The organism is Jatrophihabitans sp., from assembly GCA_036389035.1.
In the GTDB taxonomy this organism is placed as follows: domain Bacteria; phylum Actinomycetota; class Actinomycetes; order Mycobacteriales; family Jatrophihabitantaceae; genus Jatrophihabitans_A.
Map to the genome: position 1 here is coordinate 1 of DASVQQ010000001.1, position 20,363 is coordinate 20,363.

The window sequence follows — 20,363 nt, forward strand, 5'->3', positions numbered from 1 at the left end:
CCGTCGGCTCGCTCGCCGCCGTCCTACGTGGGCTCATACTGGGAGAAGCCTTGAGTCGCACCCCGAATCAGTCGGCCAGCCCCCCGGCCGCAGAGCCTCGGGTGAGGTGAGGCATGTCTTCCGAACACGAATCGGCCATCGGGGAGTTCTATTCGGAGTTCCCTTACCCCTGGCGGGTCACCCGGCTTGCCCGAGTCGCGGACGCTAGCCTCTATCCGGCGTTGCTGTCCCAGGAACTGGGCGACTACCGCCATCGCCGGCTGCCGAAGGATGCCAGCATCTGGGTGCCCGGCTGCGGCGTCAACCAGGCGCTGATCATCGCGCTGCAGTATCCGGACGCGAGCGTCATCGGCAGCGATGTCTCTGAGGAGTCGTTGCGGCTGTGCTCAGCCGCGGCCGCGCAGGTCGGCGCTGAGAACCTGACCCTGCGCCGGGAAGGTCTGACCGAGGTCGATCACGACGCGATGTTCGATTACATCGTGTGCACTGGCGTTATTCATCACAATCCCGACCCGAGCGCGCTGCTCAAGCGCATCGGCGCCGCATTGAAACCAACCGGTGTGCTGGAGCTGATGGTCTACAACGAATTCCACCGCAGGGAGATCACGGCGTTCCAGGAGGCCATGCGGCTGATCGGCCGTGATCAGGACCTGTTCTACGCCAAGCGCTTCGCGCGATCGATTGACGCCGACAGCTCGCTGATCTGCCAGCTGCGGGCTGAGATCGATGAGCCGGACATGCAGTTCGCCGACACTTGGCTGAACCCGTGTGAGAAGACCTTTACCGTACAGGGGCTTTCTACTCTTGCGGCGACCGCTGGGCTTACCTTGGAGGCACCCTGCCTGAGCCAGGTCGGCAAGGCCGCGGATGCCTACACCTGGGAACTTTCGTTGACCGACGAGCGAATCCGCAAGCATGTCGACAGCCTGGACGATGTGTTGCGATGGCAGCTGTCCAACCTGCTGCTGACGGATCGCTCTCCACTGCTCTGGTTCTATGCCCGGCGCTCGGACAATCCGATACCCGCCCTGACCGAACGCGAACGAGATGAGGCCTTTCTCGACACAGTGCTGAAGCCGGTGTCGACTACTGAGCGGGTTTGGCTTCTGCAGAAGTCCGGTGGCTACCGGGAACTGGACCAATCCGCCGTGGTGCCGGCCCGGTCCGTTCCGGACTACGCCGACCTGGTCGCCGCGATCGACGGCGAGCGACCGATGCGCGAGATCTACCTACAGCTAGGTGAGCTTCCCGGACCGCGCGAGCTGCGCCGGACGCGCATCGAGCTGACGACCCCCGCTAGTCCCTACCTCGTCGCGATGACCTGAGCTCGGGCTGAAATCGGCTGTCCATTCTCATCCGGCGAGCCGCTGCTCGGCCACCTGCGCGGGCCGGTTGGCCGGTTGCACGGCGAGCGCGTCGAGCGCGGCAGCCGGACTCGACGCGGCCTGCACGATATCGCGGTGATTATCGGCGGCGAAGCCCTCGTCCCGCATTCGATCGAGCATCGTGAGTAATGGGTCGAAAAACCCTTCGACATTGACCACCACCACGGGCTTGCTGTGGAATCCCAGCTGATTCCACGTGACCACCTCCATCAATTCATCGAACGTGCCGAAACCACCGGGCAAGATGACGAACGCGCCCGAGAGTTGATACATGAGTAATTTCCGCGCATGCATTGAATTGACCACGAAGATTTGGCCAACAGCTTTGTCCCGACGCTCCTGCTCAAGTAATTGGTGCGGAATCACACCGGTGACCAGCGCTCCATTGTCACGGGCGGCGCTGGCCACCATGCCCATGATTCCACTGCCGCCTGCGCCGTAGACGAGGTTCGCGCCTCGGCGGGCCATAGTGGCGCCTAGATCCTGCGCAGCCTTGACATATTGCGGCCGCGTGCCGGCCCGGGAGCCGCAGAAGACACCAATGCTGTTGCGCTTGGCATGAATAGCAGACAATGCAGGCTCCTCGAGTCAGCACGGTTACCGGAGTTCTGCCGCCAGTGGAAGTCCAGATAGCTCTCAGTATAGAAGAGAAGAAGCCCAGGAAAAGAAAGCTGACTGCTATTTCAACCAAAGGAGGACCAGGGAGGAGTCCAGGTGGTCTCAGGTCCTCTACTTGACAACGATCGGCACGGTCGCGGTCGGCGCGCCGAACCAGCACACCCCCTCCCTCACCATCCGCCAGCAGAAGGCGTGACTGCCGGCCGCCGCGGGCGCGGTCACGTCGAACGCGAATGACACGCTGCCCTGCGGGTCGACCGGCCCGGGCAGTTCCACCCGATGGGTCCCCCAGGTGGTGTTGTCCTGCGGCGCTTGACTGCCCAGCCGGTAACCGAGTTCTGGCGTCCAGGTGGTCGACCCGCGGTTGGTCGCGGTCACGACCACCTGAGCCGTCGAACCCGCCGCCAGCTCAAGCGGCGGTGCCACCGCTACTGAGACAGCGGCGTCATCGATGTAGGCCGGCGCCGGATCCGCGTGGGAGTACGGCAATCGGAAGAAGCCGCGGATCGTGTTCGAACCCGGCGCGGCTGTGCCGTTGGTCGTGATCGGCTTCGCCGGCGCGGGCGCGCTGAGGTCGAGCTGGATGACGATGTCGTCACGGCCGGGGCGATTGCAGTCATAGATGTGCAGGGTCAGCGCTGTGCCGACGAGTTCGTATCCCCACACGAGCACCACGTGATTTCCGAACACGTCCCATAGTCGGAATGACTGGACCAGCACGATCCCGATCGGGCACAGCGCCCCCGCGTCGATGTCAGTCATGACGCCCGCGCACTCCGTGACGGTCTGCCCGAACAGGCCCCGACCCCGGAAGACTGTGTCGTGGTCCAGCGCTCGCGTGGCCGAGAGCCAGCGCATCACACCTCGCGCGCCGTCGAAACTTTGCACCAGCCGGCGTTGCAGATGCGATGCGACCGGTAGCGGGATCTGTGAGGAATCCCGGCCGCGAAGCGGCGGGGCGCCCGACTCGAAGATGTCGCGTGCCAGGAACGACATGCCGCCGCACAGGCCCATCCGGGTCGCATTGATCGACACGTCCGGCAGCCCCGGGACAGCGACCGTCAGAGCGGTTCCGGACGGCCACGGGCTGTTGCGGAACAGCGGAGCGTTCTCGCTCGGAAGAAATCCCGCGACGAACGGCATACCTGCCTCCTAGGACCCCAGTTCACCCACCATGTACCGCGCCGCAATCCACCAGGGCAACGAGGCTACAGACCGAGGTAGGTCCGCAGCTGAGTCTCGATGCGCGCCATCTCGGCCTGAGCGAGCAGGCCACGCTGCTTGCGCAGGCGCGCTCGCGCGACAGGGCGCAGTGATGTCACGTCGGCAAACGACTGGTCATGCCTTGTCAGTCCGGCATCGGCGTCGAGCGGGATGTGCGTACCGGGCGGACCAGGCGTCCCGGTGATCGGGATGACGGCGACGTGGCCGAGCCGGCTGTTCAGCGGGTTGGCACTCAGCACGACGGCCGGATGCCGACCGAACTCGAAGTCGACATCCCAGACCTGCGCGCGGAATGGTTCAGGAACCGTCATCAGCCGGAGCGACGCCGAGCGGCAAGGGCGGCGTCGAGTCGCCGTAGAACTCGTCCACGGACTGCGCCATGCGCTCCTCAGCGGCTTGCCGATGCAGCAGGGCAAGAGCCGCCTTCACGATGTCGGTGCGCCCCTGGAGACCGAGCACCTCGGCGTCGGCTCGTAACTGCTCGGCGAGGTCTCGACCGATACGCGCTTGCCACACCTCGGACGCGCCAGCCGCTCCACTCCTGTCGACTGTGACTGCCCGGTCAGAGTCACGCCGGCCCCGGGACTGGGTGAGCGCACTCGTGACGGCCGGCTTCGTTGCTTTTCGTGCGCGCGGAGACGCACCGGCCTGCCGTGGGGTCTGAGCCATGCGTATACAATCTGTCGTACAGTCCCGATTGTCAAGCGCTGCTCGGTGAAAGTCCTAGGTGAGGTCACAGTGCGCCGCGGGCGGCGACCCAGCGGTGCTCGAAGTCGAGCACTTCGGCGGCGACGTCGAAATCGGAGTCGTAGTGGACCAGGGTGATGCGGTGCTCGCTGGCCAGGACAGCTGTGAGCAGGTCGGCGATGCCCACTGCACGGTGCCGGCCGCTGCGGGCCAGTTCGCGTTGAGCGTCGAAGGCTTGCTGCCAGTGGCGGTCATCGGTGGGCAGGTACTCATAGGCCTGGCGTCGGTCGGCACGCAGCTGCTCGTACTCGTCGGGGCTACGAGCGCTGTACAGCGCCTCGGCGTCCAACGTGGCGCAGGTGGCCACGACCGCGCCCTCGATCAGCGGCGCGAGCCGCGCCGCGACGATGGGATGCCTCATGCGGGCTACCGCACTGGTGTCGAGCAGATAGCGGGCGATCAGCGCCACACGGCGGCTCGCTGCTCCGGCTCGGTCATGGGCTCCAGGCCGCCCTCGGTCAGCCACTGCACCTGGCGCTCTCGGGCGGCGCCTGCCGCGGCCAGCCGCAGGGCCGCGCGTACCGTCTCGGAGACGCCAGAGGTGTGTAACTCGCGTTGCGCCTCGGCGAGCAGCTCATCATCCAGCTCGATCAACCGCTTCGTCACGGCCGCACCTCCATATACTGAAGCCGCCCTGAGTATATACACGGCATCGGTTGCCAGGACTCCTCACGTAGCGTGTCGTGCCCAGCCCTTGGCGCCACGCCTTCAAGACGGCGTCAACTTCCGCGGCGAGGGTGATGATGGGCAGATGGCGTGCGATGACCCTGTCGAACTCGTTCCCGGCGTGTGGCAGATCCGGCAGGAACTGAGCGAGGAGGTGCCGCTCTACCTTCACCTGGTCGTCGACCCCGAAGGCTCGGCGCTGGTGGACGGTGGCCTGCCGTCCAGCCTCGGATGGATCGAACGGCTGATGGCGGCGGCCGGGGTGCGGGACCGCGACCTGCGCTTCCTGCTCAACACCCACGGCCATCACGACCACATCGGCGCCTTCGCCGAGTTGCGCTCGCGCACCTCGGCCGTAGTGGTGGCCGACCCGGCAGCGGTGCGCTGGATCGAGGATCTCGAGGTCAACCTGCGGGAGTTCGCCCTGCATCGCCCGGACATCATCGCCGACTCACCCGAGCTGCGAGCCGAGTTGGCCCCGACCTTCGGCAGGCCCTGCCCGGTCGACGTGACCATCACCGACGGGGGCACGGTGCGACTGGGTGGTCCAGTCGTGCTGGAAGCGCTGCGGCTACCCGGTCATGTCGAGGGAGAGCTCGGCTGGCTGGAGCGGTCCTCGCGCACGCTGCTGCTCGGCGACATCGTGACCGGGACGTCGTGGAGCTTCTTTCACGGGCACCTGCTGCCCACGCAGTTGCGTGGCTCCCTGCACCGGCTACGGGCACTGACCCTGAACGAGGACGTGCGGCTGGTGTGCCTGGCGCACTACGCCAGTCGAACGGCAGCCGAGTTCCTCGAGCTGCTCACCGAGGTCGAGCGGTACCTCGATCAGGTAACCGACACGGTGGAGGGCGCCCTGGACGCCACCCCGCGGTCACTGGCCGAGGTGTGGCGGCACACCTGTGCGCAGCTGGGTCGGGTCGAGGAGTTTCGCGGGCTTGCGATGGTGCAGGCGCACCTGCGCGAGGCGGTCGCCGCGGGGCGCGCCCGGTGCGTAGGACCCGATCTGTACGTGGCGTTACGCTCGGATGGCCAGGTTCGGCTCCAGCGATAGAGGTGCGATGGACGGCATCCGATCCGCAGTGGTCGTCGGCGGCGCTTCCGGAATCGGCAAAGCCTGCGCCGAGCTGCTCGACGGGCAGGGCTGGCTGGTCAGCGTCGGCGACATCGCCTTTCCGGACAAGGCTGTCATAGACAAGGCAGTTGACCAGGCCGCCGACCGGATCCTCAAACTGGAGGCGGACGCGACCTCCGCGTCGGACCTCTCCCGGCTGATGTCGCAGGCACACGAGCGCGCCCCGCTCGGGGCGCTGGTGTACTCGGCCGGCATCGAGCGGCACGGCTCGGTCATCGACACCGACCAGAGCACCTGGGATGTCACGCAGGCAGTGAACCTCAAGGGCGCCTACCTCGCCGCTCAGGCCGCCATCCCGCTGATGGCTGCCGGCGGCGGTGGCGCGATCGTCGTCCTGTCATCTATCCAGGGCCTGGCGACCCAGAAGTCGGTGGCCGCCTACGCGGCGGCGAAGGCGGGCGCGCTCGGCCTGGTGCGCGCCATGGCGCTGGATCACGCCGAGCAAGACATCCGGGTGAACGCCGTCGCTCCGGGAACCATCGACACCCCGCTGGTGCGGCAGAACGCGGCCGAGCTGACGCCGCACGACCCCGGCGAGGCGCTGCGTGCCTGGGCAGACATGCACGCGCTCAAGCGAATCGGCCGGCCGGAGGAGGTGGCCAGCGTGGTGGCCTTCCTGCTCTCCGAAGCAGCCTCGTTCGTCACCGGCGCCACCTGGGTGGTCGACGGCGGGCTGCTGGCCTCCTACTGACGCGGCCCGCCGCGTTCTCAGTCGAGCTGCAGCGCGTTGAGCACCCCCTGCAGGTAACCGATCGCGTGCGCCCGGCCGCGGCTGCAGTACGCCTCGGACGAGGTGTTGCCCCAGGTGTCCAGGTCACCGATCATCGCGGGCACGTGGTCATCGATCAGAAACCCGTCGAACCCAGCGGCGTGCAGCCGGCGGATGACGCGGGCGGGATTCAGGTTGCCTTCGCCCAGAAAGCATTCGGTGAACCGCGGGACGGTGCCCCGCACGTCGCGGAAGTGGACGTAGAAGATCCGGCCCAGCGGCCCCAACTGGTCGATCACCTCGTTGACGGAGTCCTCCCCCGCCATTTCCGAGACGGTGCCGAGGCAGAAGTTCAGTCCCCAGGCGGGGCTTCCGTGCGCGCGCCGGTAGCCCTCGGCGATGGCCGCGGGCGAGGTGAAGATCCGCGCCGCCTGCCCCAACGGCTGGTCCACCGGCGGGTCGTCGGGGTGCAGGGCGAGTCGGACGCCGACCTCTTCGGCCACCGGAAGCACCGCGTCCAGGAAGTACTGGTAGTTGGCCCACATCTGCTCGGCGGTGATCGGCTCGGTGATCGGCTCATCGGGCGTCAGCTTGTACGAGGCCAGCGCGTTGCCCTCCCCGGCACGTGCCAGGTCGAACCCGGTGACCTTGGCGCCGCCCCTGCCAGTACCACCCATGTCGGTGCGCCACACGTAGGTGGCGATGAAGTTGTACCCGAGCAGGTCGATGCCGACCCGGGCCAGGTTGCGGATCGTCCGGTGGTAGTTCTCGATCTGCTCGTCCCGCCCCGAGAGGCCGCGCTGGATCTTGAAGAAGTGGGCCGCCGGCACGTTCTCCAGGCCGTCGATGGCGAGGCCGTCGCGGTCACAGCGGTCCCGCAGGGCCTGCAGCTCGCCGAGGGTCCAGTAACCCTGCTCACCCGGCAGCGCGCTCGGCGTGTGCAACTGCACGCTGGGCAGTCCGAGTTGGTGCGCGAAGGTCGCCACCGCGTCGTCGTATTCGTCGATGTGCCCGAGCGAGAGGCGGATGCCCATGATCGTTACCCTTCTGGCCGGTCAGGCTGACCGCAGGCGCTGTGTCTGGCTGCCGAGGCCGTCGATCGAGAGCCGCAGGACGTCACCCGGCGCCAGGTAGGCAAACCTCCCGGACAGCGCCACTCCCTCCGGCGTGCCGGTGTTGAGAATGTCGCCGGGCTCCAGCACCGTGACCTGGCTCAGCTGCCACACCAACTCCGCGACGCTGAACACCATGTCAGCCGTGCTCGAGTCCTGCCGCGGCTCGTCGTTGACCCAGGAGCGCAGCCGGAGCGACTGCGGGTCCGCCACTTCCTCGGCCGTGACCAGCCACGGTCCCAGCGGATTGAAGGTCTCGCAGCTCTTTCCTTTCGACCACTGGCCCCCGCTGCTCTCCAGCTGGAAGGCACGCTCGGAGACATCGTTGCTGATGGCGTATCCGGCCACACAGCGCAGCGCCTGCTCGGGCGAGTCGAGGTAGCGCGCCCGGCTGCCGATGACCACCGCCAGCTCGACCTCCCAGTCGGTCTTGGCAGAGCCGCGAGGGATGAGGACGTCGTCGTCGGGCCCGACAATCGTGTTGGGAGCCTTGTAGAACATCACCGGCGCGGTAGGAGGCGCTGAACCGGACTCGGCGGCATGCGCCGCGTAGTTCATCCCGATGCACAGCACCACCGACGGCCGGGCGACCGGGGCGCCGATCCGCTGGCCTGTCACGTCGATCTCTGGCAGATCACCGCTGTCCAGCGCCCGCCGAATCCGATCCAGGCCGCCGTCGCCCAGGAACGACCCGTCGAGCTCGCGGGTCACCCCGCTGAGGTCCCGGTGCACGCCGTCGGCGCCGAGCAGCACCGGCCGCTCCAGGCCAGGCTCGCCGATCCGCATCAGCCGCATGTCCGCCCTCCTTCGACACCTCGATGCCGGCAGCCCCCGCTCACCCGGCGACCAGACCACCGTCGATGACCAGCTCGGTTCCGGTGATGAAAGCGGCGTCATCGCAGGCGAGATACAGGGCGGCCATCGCCACTTCACGCGGCTGTCCCAGCCGTCCCATGGGTTGGCGGTCGATCAGCGACTGCCGCGCTCGGGAGGGGTCCGGGGCCTGGTCCAGCAGTCGCCCCACCCACGGCGAGTCGACGGTGCCGGGGCAGATGCAGTTGCACCGGACGCCGGTGCCGGCGTACTGGATGGCCACCTGCCTGGTGAGCGCGATCACCGCCCCCTTGCTGGCGCAGTAGGCGGTGCGATCGCGCAGGCCGACGAGGCCGGCCACCGAGGCCGTGTTGACGATCGCGCCGCTGCCCTGGGCCAGCATGGGCGGCAGCGCGTGCCGGATGCCCACAAAGGCGCCTCGGGCGTTGACGGCGAACACCCGATCCCATTCCGCTACGGTGCAGGTCAACGGATCGGCCGTGGAGCCGATGCCGGCGTTGTTGCACAACACGTCCAGCCTGCCGGTGTCGCTGAGAATGCGCTGGACGACGCTGCCGAACGCCGCGTCGTCGGTGACATCGAGCGGTACCGCCCTGGCGCCGTCCGGGCAGCCGGCGGGCGCGATGTCGGCGGCGTACACCGTGGCACCCTCGGCCAGAAACGCATCGGCCATCTCGAAGCCGATGCCCGAGCCAGCCCCGGTCACCAGCACGCTGCGGCCCTCGAACCGGCCCATGGCAGCCCCCTACGCCGGCTCGAGGTCGACCGCGGCGTACCGGTGCCTGGTCTTGACCGATCGCCGAGGCGGTGGCTGCTCACCGGAGCCGCACGCGACCAACCCGACGTCCAGCATGACCTGTCGCTTCAGTCGTCGGTTGGGAGTGTCAAGCCGCTGGAACAGCCGAACCGCCGCCGCGCGACCGAGTCGGACCGGGTCCTGCTCGATGAAGGAGATAGCGGGTCGGACGCTGCCCGAGAGCGGGAAATCTCCGAAACCCACGACTGCCATGTCGGTACGTCCGAGGCTTTGCAGCACCGGTATGAGCCCGATCGTGCACCGGGCGTTGGAGGAGAAGATCGCCGTGGGCTCGTCGGACTCCCGCAGGAACTCCACGAAGGAACTGGCCATCTCAGAACTCGACGTGCCACCGAGTACCACCGAGTTCGCCGAGTCGACCATGCCGGCCTCGTGCAGGACCGACTGGTAGGCCTCCAGCCGGCGTCGGGTGGTTTGAACGTTCAAGGTGTCCCCTACGAAGGCGAGGCTCGTGTGCCCGTGATCGAGCAGGTGCCGGGTGGCGGTCACACCGCCGCCGTGGTCGTCGGAGACGATGCTGTCGGCGACTATTCCCGTCGGAGTCCGGTCGACGAAGACGATGGGCGTCTTGTGCTGCCAGCGTTTGAGGTAGGACTGGTCGCTCGAGATGGGAGTGGCGATCGCGCCGACGACCATGCGGTGCAACAACGCCTCCATTGCCGGCTGCTCGTCGTCCGGTTCATAGCCCATGCTCGCGATCACCACCGCGACGCCCCGCTGGTGGGCCACCTGCTCGACAGCGTGCGTCAGGGTGGCGAAGAAGGGATCCGAGAGGTCAGGCACCGCGATGGCGATCGCTGTGTCACGTCCGCTGCGAAACGTGCGCGCGAGCAGGTTCGGCACGTAGTTCGACTCGCGCATCGCCCGCAGCACCCGCTCCCGGGTGTCGGCGCTGACGTACGGGTCATCGTTGAAGACGCGAGAAACCGTCTTGACACTCACGCCGCAGCGCAGGGCCACATCGCGCATCGTTGTCATCGCACACCTCCCGGACGCCTCATCCGCGAGCCTTGTCCTTACCGGATCTCTCGCACATCTCGGTCAGTTTACTGATACGGGAGGCCGTCACTTCGACGCTGGGGTCGTGGCGGGCGGTCCGGCGAGGGGACCGGGCGAGTTGCCCGGTCCCCCCTCGACGGGTCAGCAGTCGGACTTGTAGATGGCCTCTGCCCCGGCGCCGTCGACGTTGTCCTTGGTGATGACGGTGAAGCCGGTCTGAACCTTCGCGGGCGGCGTCTGGCCGTCCAGCTTGGCGACCGCGGCGTCGACGCCGTACTGGCCGATCGCGGCCGGCTGCTGGGCGACCAGGGCCTGCACGGTTCCTGCCTTGAGTGCCTTCACCTGGTTCGGACCTGCGTCGAAGCCCACGATGCTCACCTGGTTCTGCTTGCCGGCCTGCCGCACACCGGTGGCCGTTCCCTCGGCGGAGAACAGGTTGGCCGCGAACACCCCGACGATGTCAGGGTCCTTCTGCAGCGCGGAGCTGATCAGGTTGGACGCGGTGGCGGGATCATTGTGCGAGTACTGGATGCCGAGGTACTGGTACTTCGAGTCGGCCTTGACCGCGTCCTCGAATCCCTTCGCGCGCGCGTCGGTGGTGGAGATGCCGGGATCGACCGACATGATCATCACCTTGCCGCCCTGGGGCGCCAGTTGCTTGATGGCTTCGAACGCCGCCTTGCCGCCGCCGATGTTGTCCGAGGCGATCTGCGAGGTGGCGAAGGACGGGTCCTTCACCGTGGTGTCGACCAGCACCACGTCGATGCCTGCCTGCGCCGCCGCCTGCAAGGGCGATTGCATCGCGCTGACGTCGGTGGGCGCGATCAGGATCGCGTCCGGCTTGGAGGAGACGACGGAGTCGAGGATCGGCCTCTGGAGGGTGGGGTCGAACTTCTGCGGGCCCTGGACCCGCACCGACACTCCCAGCTTGCGTGCCTCGGCCTCGATGCCGCACTGCATGGTGATGTAGAACTCGTCACCGGCGACGCCCTGGATGAAGGTCAGGTTGTAATTCTTGCTGGCCTTGGCAGGCGCGGCTACCGACGTCGCCGTCGCTTCAGGGGCGCCGGCCGCACCCGTGCCGCCGGTTGCGCCGGCCGTGACCGTGACGGTCGGGGCCGGCTTGGAGTTCGAGCAGGCAGCCAGCGGCAAGACCAGGCATGCCAAGCCGATCGCGGTCTTAGGAATTCTGGACGAGGTCACAGCTGCTCCTTCTACTTGGTCCGGGTCAACAGGGCGAGAATCGGGTTCTTGCGTCCGGCGCCGCGCAGGGCTGCCCTGCGCCGGGACTGGTCGACGTAGACGGCCGCCACGAGCACCGTGCCGACGGCGACGCCCTGCCAGAAGGCCTCCACTCCGACGATGACGAAGCCGGCCTGCAGGACCGCCGGGATGAACAGGCCCACGACGGTGCCGAAGATGGATCCCTCACCGCCGAAGATGGAGGTGCCGCCGATCACCACCGCGGCGATGACGTTGAGATTCGTCAGGGACTGACCGGCGATCGTGGTGGTGCCGAACTGGGCCAGCGACAGGCACGCGGCGAAGCCCGCCAGCAGCCCGGACAGGGCGTAGATCATGATCAGATGCCGGTCGACCTTGATCCCGACCCGGCGCGCGGCCTCTTCGTTCGAGCCGATCGCGTAGGTGTACCGCCCGAACTTGGTCTTGTGCAGGATGACCCCGCCGATGATCACGACGATCAACGCGACGAAGGGCAGCGACGGGATGCCGAGCACCTTGATATAGGTGTTGAAGTCCGTCATCGCCATCGGGACCGCGCGGATGTCGATGCCCTTGGTGATCACCTGTGCCAAACCCAGGGCCACCGACAACGTTCCCAGCGTCACGATGAGAGGTGGGATCTTCGACTTGGCGACCAGGAACCCGTTCAACGTTCCCCACGCGGTGCCTGCGATGACCGCGGCGAGGATCCCGATGGACGCCACCGCCCAGCCGTCGCCGCCGACGCGTTCCATCACCTTGGCCGCGATTACCGAGGAGAACACCAGCACCGACCCGATGGACAGGTCGATGCCGGAGGTGATGATGATGAAGGTCATCCCGACGCCCAGCACCGCCCAGACGGCGACATTCTGCGAGATCAGCGAGAAGTTGCTGGTGGAGAGGAACTTGCTGCCCGCGGCTATCGAGAAGTAGGCGACGATGACGAGCAGGACACCGAGGATCCAGACCGACTGAAGACTGAGGATCCGCTTGACCACCGAAGGGTGGTGTTCGGTCGGATCCGGGACGGCGACATCTCCCTTCTCGGGAGGAATCGTAGTGAGAACGCTCATGACTGTGCCCTTCCTGCCAACTCCAGCGCGCCGGTCATGGCGCCGACGAGCTGCTCGACGGTGGTGCCCTTCGCGGGCAACGTGGCCACCCGGGTGCCCAGCCGCATCACCTGGATCCGGTCGGCGACCTCAAGCACATGCGGCATCGAGTGGGAGATCAGCACCACAGCGATACCCCTGTCGCGGACACGTTTGATGGTGTCCAGGACGTTCTTGGTCTGCACCACGCCAAGGGCGGCGGTGGGCTCGTCGAGGAAGACGACCTTGCCCGCCCACGCGATCGCCCGCACGATCGCGATCTGCTGGCGCTGCCCACCGGACATCGAGCCCACCGGCGCCGTCATCGACCGCACCGTGCCCCCCAGGTCGTCGAAGCCGGCCTTCGCCTTCGCCTTCATCGCCTTGTCGTCCATGAACCCCAGCTTTCCGAGGATCCCCCGTCGTGGGATCTCGCGGCCGAGGAACATGTTCTGGAAGGGATTGAGATGCGGCGCCAGCGCGAGGTCCTGATAGACGACCTCCATACCCAGGTGGGTTGCCTGCTGCGGATTGGTGATCTTGACTGGCTCGCCGTCGAAGAACAACTGCCCGGAGTCGAGTTCGAGGTTGCCGGTCAACGCCTTGACCATCGTCGACTTGCCGGCGCCGTTGTCACCGATGAGTGCCACCACCTCCCCCGGCATGATGTCGAAGTCGGCGTCCTGCAAAGCACGAACGTGTCCGAAGCTCCGGGAGATGCCCCTGGCTTCGAGAATCGGTGTCGCCACGGTATAACCACCACCTCACTACGCGGGGGGCCTGGTGCCCCTCGATCTCTGCCGCCAGGATCACCTGATCGGTCACTTGCCTTCGGCCCCGGGCAACCGCGCCCGAGGAGCCGCGTCGCTGGAGCCCATCTCGTCCGGGTCGGTGGCACGCAGCGCGTGGAGTTTCCGCACGAACGCCTGATGACGCTCGACGTACCCGTCCGACCGGCTTGCCTGAGGTTGCGCCGCCGAACTCGTCACCGGGGCCAGTTGCTTGAGCAGCTCGGGCTCATCCCCGAGGCCGGCCGCGATGGAGCCGAGCGCGGCGGCCCCGCGCCCGGACGCGGCGGCGACTTCGACCGAGCGCAGCGGGTAATTCAGGACATCGGCGAGCAGCTGTTGCCAGGCAGGGTGCCTGCTGCCACCACCGGCGAGGCGAAGGTGTTCGATCCTGCCTGCCGGGTCCAGGCAACCGAGACCATCGCGGATCGCGAAGGCGACACCCTCCAACGCGGCCCGCGCCAGTCGCTGCCGGTCGTGCCGTGGAGCCAGGTTCGTCCATGCCCCACGCAGGCCCGGGTCAAGGTACGGGGTGCGTTCACCGTTGAGATGCGGCAGGAAGAACGGGTCATCCGCCGCGGGTTCGAGGGCGGCCGAATCGTAGAGCTCCTGCCAGGACATGCCGAGAACCTGTCGCACCCACGCCAGGGTCAACCCGCCGTTGAGCACGGCGGCCATCGCGTACCAGCCGTGTTCGGTCGCGGTTCGATAAAGGTGGGTCACGGGCTGCCCGCTCGACTCGGCGGGCAGGGCCGGCAGCGGCGTGACGATCTGCGCGCCGGTCCCGATCGTCAGCTGCGCTGTGCCCGGTTCCACCAGTCCCGATCCGAGAGCGGCCGCCGCGGTGTCCGCGGCGCCGGCGGCGACCGGGATGCCGGCACGCAACCCGAGGAGTTCGGCGGCGTGCGGGCCCAGTTCGCCGGCGCAGTGCCCCGAGGCCGGCAGGACGTCAGGCAGGATCGCGGCGTCCAGGCCGAGGAACTCGATGACCTCGGCGTCCCAGGCATCACCGGGGAGGTCGTACAACAACGTGGCAGAGGCATCGCTGGGCTCGGTCGCGAAGGAGCTGGTCAGCTGCGCGCGAAGCCAGTCCTTGGGTTGCAGCGCCCACCGCATTCGGGTGTGGGCGGCGGGTTCATGGACGGCCAGCCAGGCCAACATCGGGCCGGCCATGCCGGGCGCGAGAGGATTGGCCAGGCGTGCCCGCGCCTTGTCCGGCAGGTTCTCGTACTTGTCCAGCTCCTGGAAGGCTCGCGCGTCGGACCACAGCATGGCGCGCCGAACGGGCCGTCCCGCCGCATCTGCCGGCACGACGCCGTGCATCTGCCCCGACAGCCCTATCGCCCACGGGTCAACGCCGGCCCGGCTGACGCACTGCCGCACGGTCGACACGGTGGCAGCCAGCCAGTCGGCCGGATCGGTCTCTGCCCAGCCGGGCCGCTCGTTGACGACCGGGTAGTCTCCGGCGGCCTCTGCGAGGACGACGCCCTCGAGATCTGTGAGGACAACCTTGACCGAGCTGGTGCCAAGGTCGATGCCCAGCGACGCAGGCCTTGCGGCTGCCTTCGATGTCACCGGGTCCCCCCTCACTGACTGATGATTGCGGTCTGGCCGACGCGCTGTCAGGCCTCGATGACCACCTTGTGCGCCGACGGGTCCGACGCCAGCGCGTCCAGGGCCTTTCCGTAGTCGTCCAGGCCGAATCGATGGGTGATGATCCCGTCGGTCCTGGCCCGACCGCTCCGCAGAGCGGCTATCGCCGCGCCGAACGAGGTCATCTCGGCGAATGACCCCTTGATGGTGATCTCACGGCGGAAGACGTCGAACGGATGGAACTTCACGACCTCGTCCGCGCGGGTGACTCCATACACCAGCACGGTGCCGCCGTTACGGGTGAGCGGAACACAGATGTCACCGATGACCGTGGAGCCGGTGGCTTCCACCACGACGTCGTAGCCGTCACCGCCGGAGGCTTCCAGCAGCGTGGCCAGGGTGGCTTCGGGATCGTCGCGCTGGATCTGGACCTGATGCTCCAGGCCCAACGCCGCCGCGCGGTCCAACTTGAACCGGGTGGGGCCGGCCACGGTCACCGATGCCGCGCCGCCGGTGGCGATCAGTTGAGCCAGCAACAGGCCGGTGGGCCCGGCGCCGAAGACCAGCGCCTTGCTACCCGGGCGCGGGTTCAGCGTCTCGAGCCCGTGCATCGCGCAGGCAGCCGGCTCGGTGAAAACAGCTGTGTCGCGGTCAAGTCCAGCCACGCTGAAGACCAGCAGGTGCGAGACGGTCACGTACTCGGCGAAGAAGCCGGGATAGTTGCTGCCCAAGCCTTTCGCGTTGGAACACAGGATCAAACGTCCGGACAGGCAGTAGTCGCAGTAACCGCAGTAGACATTGGGGTTGACGCTCACCTGCTCGCCCACCTGGAAGCGCGTCACGCCCTCACCCAGCTCGTCGATCACACCGACGAGTTCATGGCCTGGGATCAATGGGAACACCGCATTGAAATCACCGTGGTGGATGTGCAGGTCGGTTCCGCAGACGCCGACCTGGTCCACCTTGATCCGCACCTGCCCGGGCCCGGCCGTCGGTGTCGGGACCTCCTTGATGTCATAACTGCGGGGGGCGTCGTACACGACGGCTTTCATCGATTCTTCCTCTCACAGTTTCCGGGGTACCCGAAGAAACCGGTGGACGGAGCAAGGAGCGGTGCGGCAGGAAGGTCGCCGGCGGGCGGCGTCAGGCGCCGAATCGTGGTCCCGGATTGAACCGGCCACTGTCGGCCGGCGGATTTTCACGCTGTCAGAGATGCGTGTCACAACACTAAATCACATGGAAACGCCGCTGTCACCGGTGTCATACAAGATTTTCTCTCTCATCTGTCACCGGTGTCAGACAGCTACCGCGTTAAGCAGGTACGTCGCGTTTCACACCTGTGCCCCGCCTGGATCGCCTTTGTCAGGCAAGCCGTTCGTGACCTGCGGCGATCAGGACGCGGTTCGGTGGCGCGCCTCGGTCCACGGCACGGCACGGTCGGCGGCCACGCTCACCAGCGCGTCGAGGCGGGGGCGTGCGACGCTCTCCAGGAACTCCTGACGCGCCGCGCCGGTCAACGGCAGGACTTCCCGCCACACCGAGCGGCCCGCGATGAAGCCCGAAGCGCCACCGTCGTCGAAGGCGACCTTCAGCACCTCGGTGAACTCCTCGAACGGCACGCCGGCCGACAGGACGGCCCACGGCCGGTCGAGGACCGCCGCCAGCCGCCGGCAACCCTCCGGGGAACCCGGGTACTCCAGCTTGAGCAGGTCGATGTCCAGTTCGTTCAGCGCCCGCGCTGACTCGATGATGGCGTCCTCGCGAGCCTTGCCGCTCAGGTCCTCATCGGGCAACGGGTACACCAGGTTCTCGATCACCGCAGGCACCCCTTCGGCGCGGCAGTCAGCGATCACCTCACGGCAGACGTCGAGCACCTCGGCGACCAGATCCGGGGCGCCGGCGGCAGGAGCAGGCCGGTCGGCACGCAGTTGCACGAAGAACTTCACAGCGTCGCCGCCCTGGTCGAGAACCCAGCGGGCGTTCAGCTCCGGATCACGGTGGGTCCGGGGCTCGCCGTTGTAGGTGTGACGCTCGGACGGCTCGGCCGCGACGAGCAAGCCGCAGTTCGCCGCGAGCGCGCCGGCTTGCATGACTGCCGGGACACCGTAGGTGGGATCGAAGAGAATGCCACTGGCACCGGGAGTGAGCACGCGGGCGACATCGGCCTTGGCGGTGCGCAGGTCCTCGTCACTGGCATCGAGGCCGACGGCCGTGAACATGCGACGCAGCGTGTTTCGCTGGTCCATCGCGATGATGGAGAACACTCCGTTGTCCGCCGCGATGTCATCGAGGGTCTTGATGGGCTTGGTGGTGACTGCTGTCATCTCGTTTCTTCCTTAATGGTGAACTGTGATGGGGTCGGTGTCGCGGCTTGCCTGGACGACGAAGTCGGCAAGCGGGGTCGAGCCGTCCGAGACGGCGTACATGGCCAGCAGGGCAGCGCCGGTGACGCCCGGCTGGGTGACAGGTGAGAAGCACAGGTTGTCGATCGCCGAGGCTTTCGCGGCCCGAACGCTGGCCATTCGCGTCCAGCCACCGGAGGCGATCCCTCGCCGGTGCGGACCGACCACTCGTTCGATGTTGGCCAGCAGCGTCCTGATCTCCGCGGCGGTGTACCGGGTGGCAGCGGCCCAGATCGCCGCCGGAGTCGCGTCGTCGCCGAACCGGATGACGACGTCGTTGCCGGTCGGGCCCGCGCCGGAGACCTCCAGCCCCGGCGGCAGCGTGTCGACGGCCAGGCTTGCCCGATCGACGGCGGCGCGGCCCTCGGGCGAGTCGGCTCCGAGCGAGGTCAGGACCCGGCGCAGCAGCAGGCCACCCCGCACCCCGGCGAGGATGAGGGTGCTGTCGGGCAGGACGTGGCTGCCTGCCGACCAACCGGAGCCGACAACGATCCCGCGCTGCCGGTCGTCCAGGCGGCCAGGGATCGAGCGGGCCACCACGTCGGCAGTGCCACTGGAGTTGAACAGCTCGTCGGGTCCGACGGCGCCGCTGCCGAGCGCCGCGACGGGATGATCGTGGCCGGCCACGGTCAGCGCGGCCTGGGCGCTGCCGGTGGGCGCCAGGTCCTGGCGGAGCCGCCCGGCGCACTGTCCGGCGGGCAGCGCCGGCGGCAGCAGCCCGGCCGGCAGCCCCGCGGCGCTGAGCCCGTCCAGCCATGGATCGCCGGTGTTCTGATCGATCAAGCCGGTTCGCGATGCCAGTGACGGCTCGCGGACCTGGTCACCCCCGAGCTGGTGGACGATCCACTCGGGGACGCTGAGCCATCGAGCGCCCGGCCCGATGGTCCAGCCGTTGTCCCGCAACCACATCAGTTTCGCGATGCTCGCCTGGCAGTCCCAGGGCAGGCCGGTCCTGGCGGCGAACAGCTCGGCGAATCCCGGATCGGCTGCCGCGAGCCGATCGACCTGCTGGTGGCCGCGGCGGTCGAACCACGCCAGGACGGGAGCCATCGGGCGTCCGGCGGGGTCCAGCAGAACACCGCTTTCGGCCAGGCCCGCAACCGCGATGCCACGAACGCGAACCGGCCCGACGGTTGACTCCGCGGTGGAGGTCGCCCGGGAGATCAGCTGCGTCGCAAGGTTCAGCAGGATCTCTGGACCGGTCTCGGTACGCCCGTCGGGATATTTGTGCCATGGCGTGGGAGCTTCGACGATGGCGAGGTCACGGTGGTCATCGGTGCGTACGAGCGCCTTGGACGTTGTGGTTCCCAGGTCCAGGCCGATGAAGACGTCGGACGATGAGGTCATGGGCGCTGCTCTCCGGAACCGCGTTGGATGAGGCGCACCGGCACCTGGAGGTGTTCGACCCGAAGTCCCGGATCGGCGATTCGAGCGAGGAGTCGAGCCGCCGCCGCGCGCCCGACCTCGGATGCGGAATGGTCGATCACGGTGATCGCCGGTCGCAACGTGTCAGCCATGGCGAAGTCGCCGAAGCCGACGAGCGCGATGCCGGCGCGGCCGCGCGCGTGCAGGGTGGGCACGACGCCGAGCGAGCTGCGGGTTCCGGCGCTGAAGATAGCGGTGGGAGGTTCCTCGAGGTCCAGCAACGCCGCTGTGGCCGCCGCCGCGTCCGGCGCTGTGACGCAGTCCAAGCGGACCAGCTGCTCCTCCACCGTCACACCGTGGCTGGCAAGGGCATCCCGGTAGCCGGCCAGGCGAGCCGCCGATGTCGTGATCGCCGGGCTGTCTCCGACATAGGCGATCCGGCGATGGCCGTGCTTCAGGAGATGACTGACCGCTTCGACAGCGGCTCGATGGTCATCGATACCGACCAGGTCGGCCTGCAGGCCGTAGGCGGCGCGGTCGACGAACACGACGGGCGCCGGGGTGTGCGCGAGCCAGCTGTGGTCGTCACCGGTAGGCGAGATCAGCAGGCCGCCGACCCGCCGTTGCAGCATCCGGTCGACGATGCGGCGCTCCGCGGCGCTGTCACGGTGCGTGCTGGCGACCAGAACCGACTTGCCGTCCACGGTGATGGCCGCCTCGACTGCCTCGGTCAGCGCCGAGAAGAACGGATCGGCGACCGACTCGACGATCAGGCCGATCGTGGTGTCCGTGCCGGCGCGCAGCGAGCGCGCCATCGCGTCCGGTTGGAACTGCAGCTCACGCATCGCCTGCTGCACGCGCTGCCTGGTGGCCGAAGCCACCCGGTGGTCATCGTTGAGCACCCGGGACGCGGTGCGCAGGCTCACGCCTGCCGCCTCGGCGACATCACGCAGGATGGTTCGGCCGTTCATGCCAGCGTCATCGACCTCTCGTCGATCGGTTGATCGGGGCTTCACACCAGCTTTGCCATCGATGGCAAAGCTGCACTGAAACCACTATGGCACGGCTTTGCCATCGATGGCAAACCCCTGCGAGCTAGCGCCGGAGTCGCGCTGAAACCAGCTCCGCCAAGTCCTCGGCCGGAGCCGCGGCATCCAGCCGAAGGTGCGGCCCGACCGGTGGATCGAGATCCAGCCGAGCGAGCAGGCCTGCCTCGTCGCGGAGCTTGTCGACGTCTCGCAGCGCCGCCCGCGCCCGCATCCGCGCGAGGAGCTGGTGCGGTTCCAGCTGCAGCCACACCAGGACCGGCACCCCGCCGGCTGCCTCCAGCCGGCGCTCCAGCTGCTGCCACGCGTCGAGCTGACGCCGCTCGGTCGTGAACGGGGCCACCAGCACGACGGCCGAACCGCAGCGCAGGTTGTCCTCGGCCAGGTGGAGGATCGTCTCGTACCGCGCGGCACGGGTGAGCGCGACAAGCCGGGGGTCGTCCAGGTCGTGGACGTCGATGAGCGAGCCGATGACCTCGACGAGCGCGCCGGTGGCCACGTCCTGGTCGATCAGCGCTGCGGTCATCCGCGCGGCCAGGGCGGCCGCCAAGGTGCTCTTGCCGGTCGCGGGGGCTCCGGTCACCAGGATCACGGGAGGCCTCACG

Annotated in this window: 22 protein-coding genes; 3 read left to right on the top strand and 19 right to left on the bottom strand. The window is 67.8% G+C overall.

The window, feature by feature from the left end:
- The first annotated feature begins 113 nt into the window (after positions 1-113).
- Entirely contained in the window at positions 114-1,325 is a 1,212-nt protein-coding gene (locus VF557_00005) for a class I SAM-dependent methyltransferase (protein HEX8078567.1), read from the top strand.
- A 27-nt stretch (positions 1,326-1,352) separates the two neighbouring features.
- Here the strand turns inward: VF557_00005 and VF557_00010 are convergent, their stop codons facing one another.
- The 6 genes from VF557_00010 to VF557_00035 all read right to left on the bottom strand — a co-directional run bounded on the left by VF557_00010 (position 1,353) and on the right by VF557_00035 (position 4,580).
- Positions 1,353-1,958 (bottom strand): TIGR00730 family Rossman fold protein, encoded by a 606-nt coding sequence (locus VF557_00010; GenBank protein ID HEX8078568.1) that lies wholly within the window; start codon positions 1,956-1,958, stop codon positions 1,353-1,355.
- Between the two features lie 156 nt (positions 1,959-2,114).
- The gene (locus VF557_00015) at positions 2,115-3,146 is read right to left on the bottom strand and encodes a hypothetical protein (protein ID HEX8078569.1); all 1,032 of its coding nucleotides are present in this window, start codon (positions 3,144-3,146) and stop codon (positions 2,115-2,117) included.
- A gap of 65 nt (positions 3,147-3,211) precedes the next feature.
- Positions 3,212-3,538, bottom strand: a complete 327-nt coding sequence (locus VF557_00020) for a type II toxin-antitoxin system PemK/MazF family toxin (GenBank protein HEX8078570.1) — start codon at positions 3,536-3,538, stop codon at positions 3,212-3,214.
- Positions 3,525-3,743 carry a hypothetical protein gene (locus VF557_00025; protein ID HEX8078571.1) on the bottom strand — a complete coding sequence of 73 codons (219 nt, stop codon included), beginning with the start codon at positions 3,741-3,743 and terminating at the stop codon, positions 3,525-3,527. The genes VF557_00020 and VF557_00025 overlap by 14 nt, the downstream gene beginning before the upstream one ends.
- Before the next feature lie 217 nt (positions 3,744-3,960).
- Complete coding sequence (locus tag VF557_00030) at positions 3,961-4,440, bottom strand: PIN domain-containing protein (GenBank protein HEX8078572.1); 480 nt, start codon at positions 4,438-4,440, stop codon at positions 3,961-3,963.
- Positions 4,374-4,580: a type II toxin-antitoxin system VapB family antitoxin gene (locus VF557_00035; GenBank protein HEX8078573.1), complete on the bottom strand. Its 207-nt coding sequence runs from the start codon at positions 4,578-4,580 to the stop codon at positions 4,374-4,376. Before VF557_00035 ends, VF557_00030 begins: the two co-directional genes overlap by 67 nt.
- A gap of 145 nt (positions 4,581-4,725) precedes the next feature.
- Here VF557_00035 and VF557_00040 point away from each other — a divergent pair, with 145 nt between their 5' ends.
- Positions 4,726-5,694, top strand: coding sequence for an MBL fold metallo-hydrolase (locus VF557_00040; GenBank protein HEX8078574.1), 969 nt, complete (start codon positions 4,726-4,728; stop codon positions 5,692-5,694).
- A 7-nt stretch (positions 5,695-5,701) separates the two neighbouring features.
- Positions 5,702-6,466 carry an SDR family oxidoreductase gene (locus tag VF557_00045; GenBank protein HEX8078575.1) on the top strand — a complete coding sequence of 255 codons (765 nt, stop codon included), beginning with the start codon at positions 5,702-5,704 and terminating at the stop codon, positions 6,464-6,466.
- Positions 6,467-6,483: 17 nt separating this feature from the next.
- Here VF557_00045 and VF557_00050 read toward each other — a convergent pair whose 3' ends face one another.
- The 13 genes from VF557_00050 to VF557_00110 all read right to left on the bottom strand — a co-directional run bounded on the left by VF557_00050 (position 6,484) and on the right by VF557_00110 (position 20,362).
- Entirely contained in the window at positions 6,484-7,518 is a 1,035-nt protein-coding gene (locus tag VF557_00050; GenBank protein HEX8078576.1) for a mannonate dehydratase, read from the bottom strand.
- A gap of 21 nt (positions 7,519-7,539) precedes the next feature.
- Positions 7,540-8,391, bottom strand: coding sequence for a fumarylacetoacetate hydrolase family protein (locus tag VF557_00055; protein HEX8078577.1), 852 nt, complete (start codon positions 8,389-8,391; stop codon positions 7,540-7,542).
- 40 nt (positions 8,392-8,431) lie between these two features.
- Complete coding sequence (locus VF557_00060) at positions 8,432-9,166, bottom strand: SDR family NAD(P)-dependent oxidoreductase (protein ID HEX8078578.1); 735 nt, start codon at positions 9,164-9,166, stop codon at positions 8,432-8,434.
- 9 nt (positions 9,167-9,175) lie between these two features.
- Complete coding sequence (locus VF557_00065) at positions 9,176-10,225, bottom strand: LacI family DNA-binding transcriptional regulator (GenBank protein ID HEX8078579.1); 1,050 nt, start codon at positions 10,223-10,225, stop codon at positions 9,176-9,178.
- A 162-nt stretch (positions 10,226-10,387) separates the two neighbouring features.
- Complete coding sequence (locus VF557_00070; GenBank protein HEX8078580.1) at positions 10,388-11,449, bottom strand: ABC transporter substrate-binding protein; 1,062 nt, start codon at positions 11,447-11,449, stop codon at positions 10,388-10,390.
- Positions 11,450-11,460: 11 nt separating this feature from the next.
- The gene (locus tag VF557_00075; GenBank protein HEX8078581.1) at positions 11,461-12,546 is read right to left on the bottom strand and encodes an ABC transporter permease; all 1,086 of its coding nucleotides are present in this window, start codon (positions 12,544-12,546) and stop codon (positions 11,461-11,463) included.
- Positions 12,543-13,313 (bottom strand): ATP-binding cassette domain-containing protein, encoded by a 771-nt coding sequence (locus VF557_00080; protein HEX8078582.1) that lies wholly within the window; start codon positions 13,311-13,313, stop codon positions 12,543-12,545. The genes VF557_00075 and VF557_00080 overlap by 4 nt, the downstream gene beginning before the upstream one ends.
- Positions 13,314-13,385: 72 nt before the next feature.
- The gene (locus VF557_00085; GenBank protein HEX8078583.1) at positions 13,386-14,927 is read right to left on the bottom strand and encodes an FGGY family carbohydrate kinase; all 1,542 of its coding nucleotides are present in this window, start codon (positions 14,925-14,927) and stop codon (positions 13,386-13,388) included.
- A gap of 47 nt (positions 14,928-14,974) precedes the next feature.
- Complete coding sequence (locus tag VF557_00090; GenBank protein HEX8078584.1) at positions 14,975-15,997, bottom strand: zinc-dependent alcohol dehydrogenase family protein; 1,023 nt, start codon at positions 15,995-15,997, stop codon at positions 14,975-14,977.
- 339 nt (positions 15,998-16,336) lie between these two features.
- Positions 16,337-17,269 (bottom strand): hypothetical protein, encoded by a 933-nt coding sequence (locus VF557_00095; protein HEX8078585.1) that lies wholly within the window; start codon positions 17,267-17,269, stop codon positions 16,337-16,339.
- Positions 17,270-17,281: 12 nt separating this feature from the next.
- Positions 17,282-18,694, bottom strand: coding sequence for an FGGY family carbohydrate kinase (locus tag VF557_00100; protein HEX8078586.1), 1,413 nt, complete (start codon positions 18,692-18,694; stop codon positions 17,282-17,284).
- The gene (locus VF557_00105; protein ID HEX8078587.1) at positions 18,691-19,683 is read right to left on the bottom strand and encodes a LacI family DNA-binding transcriptional regulator; all 993 of its coding nucleotides are present in this window, start codon (positions 19,681-19,683) and stop codon (positions 18,691-18,693) included. The genes VF557_00100 and VF557_00105 overlap by 4 nt, the downstream gene beginning before the upstream one ends.
- Positions 19,684-19,807: 124 nt before the next feature.
- On the bottom strand, positions 19,808-20,362 hold the full coding sequence (locus VF557_00110) for an AAA family ATPase (GenBank protein ID HEX8078588.1): 555 nt from the start codon (positions 20,360-20,362) through the stop codon (positions 19,808-19,810).
- Position 20,363 lies beyond the last annotated feature (1 nt).